The organism is Frankia sp. CgJB1, from assembly GCF_977947065.1.
On the sequence record NZ_CDWTNB010000015.1, the window covers coordinates 37,733 to 43,732 of the forward strand.

A 6,000-nucleotide genomic window follows, 5' to 3' on the forward strand; every position below is an offset into this window, starting at 1 on the left:
CCGGGAGGGGGTATCCCCCAAGATGTGTCCCTCGTCCATGGCCGTCGTGCCGATGTGGCGTGCTCGTGGGGGCCCGGGTCGGGAGCGTCCCGGGCGGTGGCTCGCCTGAGCGGGCCCGATCGCCGGGAGGCGCGGTCGGGGGCGGAAAACATTACGGCCGCCCCGTCCGCGTCGCGCCGCATTGCTGCGGCGGGCGCGCGGACAGAACGGCCGATGCTGCTGCCAGCTACCCCCGTGCTGCGGTACGGGTTGTGGCATGACCTCATGCGGCGACCACTGTGGTCCGCCGGTGGATGCCGGTGGTGCCGGTTCCGGCGGGCAGGGCCTGCCCCGAGCGGGTGTTGTTGTTCGGACCCGGGACGTGGTGCCGGTTCCTCGGGCGCTGTCGGCCCGCCGTCGGGGACGGTCTTGCGGTCAGGCGGTTCGAACCCGGAGTCGGACCTGGCGCTTAAGCGCCCGGCGTTCGTCCTCGCTCATCCCGCCCCAGACACCGGAGTCCTGCCCGGTGTCCAGTGCCCAGTTGAGGCAGTCACTCGTGACTGCGCACCGCGCGCAAACGGCCTTTGCCTCTTCGACCTGGCGTTCCGCCGGACCGGTTGTACCGATCGGGAAGAAGAGCTCGGGATCCTCGTCACGGCAGAGCGCTCTGTGGCGCCAGTCCATGCGTACAACTCCCTCTCTCGTCTCGGGCCACACTGCACATGAGACGCTTTGTGAGCCGCTACGGTTGTGCCGAGGTGAAAATAAATTGAGCAGGATGTCTGCTCGGCCTCGGCGGCGGGCCGTAGAGCGGGTTGCCGGGTGTCGGTGAGCCCGGGTGCACGTGCATCCACCTCGGACATTCGCCACCCTCCCACCCGAACAGGCAACGGCGCAAGAACCTGCAAGCCTCTTCACAGCCTGGCTGGCCTGCACTTGTCCGGCAGGGACACAGGCGGACCACGGGGGGCGACCGTCTCCTTAGCTGGCCGAAGTGTCACGGGAGCCCCGATTGCCAGGGGATGTCACACTCCGTCGCACCGATCGTCACCGGTGCGGCCGGTGGGCGGCCCGGATCCTCGGCGATCAAGCCGCCGATGTCAGGCCAGTCGGTCATGGATCCGTTCTGTGCTGTCCGGGGGCTGCCCGAGGGCTGTCTGAGGGCTGCTCCGGCGCCGGTGTGCGCCGTCATCCCGGCCCGATCTGACCCGCTCGCGCCGCCGGAGCTGGCAGGGTTGGAGCATGGAGGTTCTCGGTCATCGTGGCAGCAGGGTTCCCGGCCCGGAGAACACGGTCGAGGCGGTGGATGCCGCGTTGCGGGTGGGCGCCGACGGTGTCGAGGTCGACGTGCGGCGCAGCGCGGACGGCGACCTGGTCTGCGTGCACGACGCGCGGCTGTCCCGCCCCGCCGGCCGGGCGGTGGTCCGGCAGACCACGGCGGCGCTGCGGGCCCGGGGCATTCCCCTGCTCGATGAGATCCTTGACGTGTGGGATGGTCGCGGTCGGCTCATCTGTGAGATCAAGAACCAGCCCGGGCAGCCGGACTTCGACGCACCCCGGGAGCAGACCGCGCGCCGGCTCGCCGAGACGCTGCGGGCCCGGGGATGGGCCGGCCGCCGGCCGGACGCCGCCGACCTCGACGCCGGTGCCGGCGGCATCACGGTGTCGTCGTTCGACTGGTTCGCCATCGAGGCGGTGCGTGACGCCGGCCTCGCGGTCACGACGGCGTTCCTCACCATGCCCCGGATGTCGGTGAGCGGCGGCCTCGCCTACGCACGGTCGGCGGGCCACACCGAACTGCATGTGCACACCAGCGCGGTGCTCGGCACCTCCGACGCGGCTGGACGGGCGCGCGAGGCCGGCGTCCGGTTGATCACCTGGACGGTGACCAGCGTCGAGGACGCCCGGCGGATCCGCGACGCGGGCGTCACCGGGGCGATCTGCGACGACCCCGTGGAGATCCGCCAGGCACTGTCCCGGCCGGACGGGACCCCCACCACGGCGCTCGACGTCTGAGCGGACATTCTCCCGGGCGGGCAGCCGTCAGGCGACGACGCGCAGCGCGTGCGGATGGTGGGTCAGCAGCACCTCGGAGAACATCCCGAGATACTCGCCGTCCATCTGCACCGGCAGGGGTGTGTCCGTGGAGAAGCGAATCGACGACGTGTCGTGGCGGCGCACCACGTTGCGACCGCGCGGACCCTCGCCGTCGGTGAGTATCCGCGAGGCGGCCCACAGCACGCTGGGCAACCGCACCCGCCGCAGCGCGAGAAGGTCCAGACCGGTGTCGAAGGACGCGTCCGGGCAGGCGAGGACGGGACGGGAGTTGAGGTAGGTCCACGGGCGGGTGTTGCAGACGATGCAGAAGGCGATGTGCTCCTCGGCCCGCCCGCCCGCTGGGTCGGTGCTCCCGGGGTCGAGGGCCGAGCCGGCGTCGGTGGTCGTCAGGGTGATGGGCGAACCGCGGCGGTCGGTGCCGTGGAGGATCTGACCCGCCGCGGTCCGCAGGAACAGGCCGGCGGTGTTGCGCCTGCCCTCGCCACGCTTCTCCTCGACCCGCGCGACGACCTGGGCATCCAGACCGATGCCGAAACAGAACGTGAACCAGCGCCGTTCGTCGCCGTACTGAGCCTGGCCGAGGCTGATCCGCCGGGTGCGGCCCTCGCGGAGCGCGCGCAGCAGCTCGCCGGTCGCCTCCACCGGTGACGCAGAGTAGCCTAGCGCGCGGGCGAAGACGTTGGTGCTGCCACCCGGGACCACGGCGAACGCTGGGCCGCCCGGTACCGGACCGTTCTGGAGCAGTCCGTTGATGATCTCGTTGACGGTACCGTCCCCACCGAGCGCAATCACCACGTCGACGCCGAGTTCGACCGCTCTGGCCCCCAGCTCCACCCCGTGCGCCCGCCCCTTGGTGACCACAGTCTCCAGGGCGAGGTCCGCGGCGAGCGCGCTGGCGAGGACGTCACGAACACGTTCGGTCGTAGCAGTGGCGACGGGGTTGACGACCAACAGCCCTCGCATGCCTCCACCGTAGTCCGCCTGGTCATCCGGGTCGCCGGCTGGGAAAACTCTCACACCGTTGGAATCCGGCGGACACCTCGCGAAGTGCGACGGGTGATGGCGCGGTGGACACCGTCCGGAGGGTCCCCGGGGGCACTGGCCGACGGCCCCGGGAACGCCGACGGCCCCGGAAACGTAGTGTCGGGGATATGGGATCCACGAGTCATCCCGATCAGCCGGCGGCCGGCCGCTTCGGCACACTGCGGCAGGCTGCTCGCGCGGCGTCCGTGCCCACTCGGGTGGCGTCCGTCCTGCTCGCCATCGAGGCGCTGACCCTGCTGGCCCTCGGAATCCTGCAGGTGCTGCGCGGCTTCGGGCCGGACATCGACGACGTGGGTCGTGCCGAGAGCGGTGGGGTGCTCGCCATCGTCGGCGGGCTCGGTGTGGCGGTCCTCGCGGGAGGCGTGCTGCGCAACGGCGCATCCTTCCGCTCGCCCACCCTGGTCGTGCAGATCCTGTGCCTGCCGGTGGCGTGGGGGCTGGTGCAGTCCGGCCGCTACGGCTACGGCATCCCGCTGCTCGTCGTGCCCCTTGTCATCGTCGTCGCGTTGCTGCTGGCCGGTGGGCTCGGGCCGGCGGTCCCGCCTCGGCGCGGCGGCGGGACCGGGTGACGGGTCCGCTCAGCCGTCCTCGAGCAGGCCGCGCCGCAGTTGGGCCAGCGTCCGAGCCAGGAGCCGGGACACATGCATCTGGGAGATGCCGAGCTCGGTCGCGATCTGGGACTGGGTCATGTTGCCGAAGAACCGCAGCAGCAGGATGCGCTTCTCCCGCGGCGGGAGCTTCTCCAACAGCGGCTTGAGGGACTCGCGGTACTCGACGCCCTCCAGGGACTCGTCCTGGACGCCGAGGGTGTCCGCGACGGCGGGTGCCTCGTCGTCGCCGGAGTCCGGCGCGTCGAGGGAGACCGCCGAGTAGGCGTTCGCCGACTCCAGCCCCTCGAGGACGTCCTCTTCGCTCATCTGCAGATGCCGGGCGATTTCACGCACCGTGGGGGAGCGGCCCAGCGTCTGGGAGAGCTCGGAGGTCGCCTTCGTCAGGGAGAGTTTGAGCTCCTGAAGGCGGCGGGGGACCCGGATGGCCCAGCCTTTGTCCCGGAAGTGCCGCTTGATCTCACCGACAATGGTCGGGGTGGCGTAGGTCGAGAACTCCACCCCACGTTCCGGATCGAATCGGTCCACCGATTTGATCAATCCGATGGTGGCCACCTGGATGAGGTCGTCGAGCGGCTCGCCCCGGTTGCGAAAACGGCGGGCGAGGTACTCCACCAGCGGCAGGTGTATCCGGACGAGCTGATCGCGGACGGCGGAGCGTTCGGGATCGTCCTCGGGTAGCTCGGCGAGGCGGACGAACAGCGTGCGGGCCAAGGCCCGGTCGGGCGAATGCGCGCGGTCGGGCCGATCGCTCTCCCCGTCGATCGCCGTACCGTCCACCGCCGGGTTCGGTAGTGCCTGGGTCGTCACCTCGGGGCCGAGATCGCTGTCGATCCCCGGGTGGTCGTCGAGCACGGATCCCCGTTGACTCAACGCCGCTACCGGGTCCACGGTGGACACCGGGTCATGATCAGATGCGTCGCGACCGGATACGTCGTGATCAGGTACCGTGCGCGGTGGGGTCGGAGTTCTCCCGGTCGACGTCACGACGTACCTACCGTGTCGCCCAATGGAGTCTCTCTGGACGCACCCGACCCCCGGACGTGGCCGGCCGGAGGCTCACCGAGGCTGGCGCGCACGCCCCTGCGCTTCTGCAGGGCAATGCTCACCCGCGACCCCGGGCCCGTCGAGGTCTGCACGTCGCCCGCCAGCGCCTTGAGCACGGTCCAGGCAAAGGTGTCCTCGGAGGGCTGCTCGCCGTCCAGGCTCTCGACCGTCACCAAGACGTGCATTACCCCCGGCGAGAGGGTGAACGTGCAGTCCAGCGAGGAACCCGGCACGGCCGAGACGAGCAGCAGGGCGCACGCCTCGTCCACGGCGATCCGGAGATCCTCGATGTCGTCGAGAGTGAAGTCGAGGCGGGCCGCCAGCGAGGCCGTCGCCGTGCGCAGGACGGTGAGGTAGGCGCTCGCGGCGGGCAGGGTGAGCGCAACCACGTCGCGTAGGCCGCCTGAGTGGGCGGTTTGGCTGTCGATGGTGTCGGAGCTCTCCGCGCCGCCGGTCGAAGGCGTCGGATCCACGTTCCTACCCCCAAAGAGCCTGCGTCGTGCGAGGACGGCGCCTCGCGGGTGTCCTGCCGACCAAGATCGATCAGATGATGATATTCTCGGCGGTTCCTCTCCCACCCGTCGACGGGTCGAGTATTCCGCTCCCGACCATGACGTCCCGCATGGGCGGATGGTTTCCGCTCCGTCGGCGGCCGGGCGGCGGCCACCGACTCCACCGTACCCAGCCGCCGATGGGTACCGCAGGTCGGGTGATCGTAAGCTGCTGCATCCGGCCTGTCTGGCCGTCGCCGGCTCTGGCGGTGCGGCTCAGGTAGTGCCGGCTCTGGCGGTGCCGGCCGCAGCGCTGCCGGCACCGACGCCGGCCAGTGCAGTGATGGCGCCGGCGCCCAGGCGCCAGGTCGTCCAGCCCTCGATCGGCCCCGCGCCGAGGGAGCGGTAGAACGCCTGCGCCGGGGCGTTCCAGTCCAGTACCGCCCATTCCATGCGCCGGTAGCCGCGGTCGGCGCAGATCGCCGCGAGAGTGGTGAGCAGGGCCTGCCCGTGACCACGGCGGCGGTGGCCCGGCCGGACGAACAGATCAACGAGGTACATCCCGGTCTGGCCGGTCCCAGTGGAGAAGGTCGGGTGCCAGAGCGCGAAGCCGACGACCTGTGGTGGGGTGACGACCTGTGGTGGGGTGGAGTCGCCGGTAGGGTGGTCTGCGGTGGCCACCAGGCAGTGGGCGGCCGGCACCGGTCCGAACAGGGCCGTGTCGAGATCGGCGGGAGTCATGGCAACGGCGGCCGGCTTCTTCTCGTACGTCT

General features: G+C 70.8%; 7 protein-coding genes. 2 read left to right on the forward strand and 5 right to left on the reverse strand.

The genetic code is table 11. The features are described 5' to 3' along the window. Window positions 1–414: 414 nt before the first annotated feature. Window positions 415–663, reverse strand: coding sequence for a WhiB family transcriptional regulator (locus AC08OT_RS03595; protein ID WP_011438134.1), 249 nt, complete (start codon window positions 661–663; stop codon window positions 415–417). Window positions 664–1,221: 558 nt separating this feature from the next. Here AC08OT_RS03595 and AC08OT_RS03600 point away from each other — a divergent pair. Then, window positions 1,222–1,995, forward strand: coding sequence for a glycerophosphodiester phosphodiesterase (locus AC08OT_RS03600; protein WP_476591621.1), 774 nt, complete (start codon window positions 1,222–1,224; stop codon window positions 1,993–1,995). Window positions 1,996–2,022: 27 nt separating this feature from the next. Here AC08OT_RS03600 and AC08OT_RS03605 read toward each other — a convergent pair whose 3' ends face one another. After that, the gene (locus AC08OT_RS03605; protein ID WP_476591622.1) at window positions 2,023–3,000 is read right to left on the reverse strand and encodes a diacylglycerol/lipid kinase family protein; all 978 of its coding nucleotides are present in this window, start codon (window positions 2,998–3,000) and stop codon (window positions 2,023–2,025) included. Window positions 3,001–3,188: 188 nt separating this feature from the next. Between AC08OT_RS03605 and AC08OT_RS03610 the strand changes: the two genes are divergently transcribed. Beyond that, on the forward strand, window positions 3,189–3,650 hold the full coding sequence (locus AC08OT_RS03610) for a hypothetical protein (RefSeq protein ID WP_462186224.1): 462 nt from the start codon (window positions 3,189–3,191) through the stop codon (window positions 3,648–3,650). Window positions 3,651–3,659: 9 nt separating this feature from the next. Here the strand turns inward: AC08OT_RS03610 and AC08OT_RS03615 are convergent, their stop codons facing one another. From AC08OT_RS03615 to AC08OT_RS03625, 3 genes are all read right to left on the reverse strand, one after another. Continuing rightward, entirely contained in the window at window positions 3,660–4,676 is a 1,017-nt protein-coding gene (locus AC08OT_RS03615; protein ID WP_476591623.1) for an RNA polymerase sigma factor SigF, read from the reverse strand. Continuing rightward, the gene (locus AC08OT_RS03620) at window positions 4,673–5,209 is read right to left on the reverse strand and encodes an ATP-binding protein (protein ID WP_476591624.1); all 537 of its coding nucleotides are present in this window, start codon (window positions 5,207–5,209) and stop codon (window positions 4,673–4,675) included. The genes AC08OT_RS03615 and AC08OT_RS03620 overlap by 4 nt, the downstream gene beginning before the upstream one ends. Before the next feature lie 294 nt (window positions 5,210–5,503). After that, a partial coding sequence (locus tag AC08OT_RS03625; RefSeq protein ID WP_476591625.1) for an N-acetyltransferase family protein occupies window positions 5,504–6,000 on the reverse strand: 497 nt, incomplete at its 5' end.

Excerpts from the sequence above, each read along its gene's own strand:
- AC08OT_RS03595 (WP_011438134.1), bottom strand. The coding sequence starts at position 663 with ATGGACTGGCGCCACAGAGCGCTCTGCCGTGACGAGGATCCCGAGCTC.
- AC08OT_RS03610 (WP_462186224.1), top strand. The coding sequence starts at position 3,189 with ATGGGATCCACGAGTCATCCCGATCAGCCGGCGGCCGGCCGCTTCGGC.
- AC08OT_RS03600 (WP_476591621.1), top strand. The coding sequence starts at position 1,222 with ATGGAGGTTCTCGGTCATCGTGGCAGCAGGGTTCCCGGCCCGGAGAAC.
- AC08OT_RS03605 (WP_476591622.1), bottom strand. The coding sequence starts at position 3,000 with ATGCGAGGGCTGTTGGTCGTCAACCCCGTCGCCACTGCTACGACCGAA.